This window comes from Mycobacterium sp. TH-M82, assembly GCF_057473605.1.
The window spans coordinates 1-1,298 of the sequence record NZ_JBYCKY010000133.1; the positions used below are offsets into that span (position 1 = coordinate 1).

General features: G+C 69.4%; 3 protein-coding genes. All 3 read left to right on the forward strand.

All coding sequences use genetic code 11. The annotated features are described in order from the left end of the window. Positions 1-7: 7 nt before the first annotated feature. On the forward strand, positions 8-412 hold the full coding sequence (locus AC2VON_RS03955) for a pyridoxamine 5'-phosphate oxidase family protein (protein WP_486951773.1): 405 nt from the start codon (positions 8-10) through the stop codon (positions 410-412). A gap of 180 nt (positions 413-592) precedes the next feature. After that, entirely contained in the window at positions 593-829 is a 237-nt protein-coding gene (locus tag AC2VON_RS03960) for a hypothetical protein (protein ID WP_486951771.1), read from the forward strand. Next, on the forward strand, positions 826-1,298 hold a 473-nt coding region (locus tag AC2VON_RS03965; protein WP_486951772.1), incomplete at its 3' end, for an RES family NAD+ phosphorylase. The genes AC2VON_RS03960 and AC2VON_RS03965, both read left to right, overlap by 4 nt.

Sequence of the window (1,298 nt, forward strand, 5' to 3'; positions counted from 1 at the left end):
TCATGGCCTGTGCGTGCTGAACACCCTGCGCGGAGACGGCAGCATCCAGTCGTCGGTGGTCAACGCCGGCGTCATCGCGCACCCGCGAACCGGTGCTCCCGTGGCGGCGACGGTCGCCCTCGGCGGCGCCCGTAAGCTCGACAACCTGCGTGCCGACCCACGCGCCACCATCGTCGTGCGGGCCGGCTGGCAGTGGGCCACCGTCGAGGGGACCGCCGAGCTGGCCGGCCCTGAGGATCCGCAGCCCGGCGTCGACGACGAGGTGCTGCGGTTGTTGTTGCGCAGCATCTTCCAGGCGGCCGGCGGTACCCACGACGACTGGGCGACCTATGACCGCGTCATGCGCGAGGAACGCCGGACGGCGGTGCTGATCACCCCGGCCCGCATCTACACCAATCCCGGGTTGGCATGATTTTGGGCCTCAGCCCACAGCGCGTCTCGCAGCTGGCCAGCACGCGCCAGGTCGGTTTGTCGGTGCCTCCGGTTAGCCTCACGACCAATGACGACGCGGAGGGGCTACCGATGGCTGATCAACTCATTGAGCTGACGACGAAACAGCGGGACCGGTTGGCGACCTTCGCTGACGAGTGGATTGCCAAGGCTCGAAGCCGGGTTCGACGAGCAAGTACCCGCCCGCCCGCTGCCAGGACTCAAGGAGGTGCTCACCGCATGGGCCGGTGTGGACCCGCGCGGCTGGGCGGCCGCGTCGTGGCTGTGCTCGCCGCAACCCGAACTCGGCGGTGAAACACCGCGGGCTGCGCTCGCCGCCGGCGGCGGCGAGCAGGTCGTGATCCTGGCCCGACAGGCCGCTGCCCGCCTCGCCGCGTGAGCCCGGCGCGCACCGGTCTGCATCTCGCCCCTCCGCCACCGCCGGATCGGCTGGCCGCGTTCCCGCCTTACGGCTACCCGCCCGATGTCGAGGTCTTTCGCAGCCATGCACACGGTCGCGGGGCGTGCTGGTTTTCCAACTCCGGAAAGGGACGCTTCGATCTGGCGGCGCCCGACGGCACCTGCTACGCCGCCGAATCAGCCGTCGTGGCTCTGCTGGAAGCGTGGGGCGGTATGCAAATTGTTCCCGATTACGTTGCCGCCCAGCGTCACATGTCGCGGTTGCGGATCGACGATCCGGCACCGGTGGCCGACATGACGTCCAATGCTGCCATCCGGTTCGGTGTCACCGCCGAGGTCTTCGCCACCGGCGACTATCCGATGACCCAACTGTGGGCGGCAGCACTGCATCGGGCGGGCTTTGCCGGCATCCGCTACTGGGCACGCCACGACCTCGCACACACCGCAGC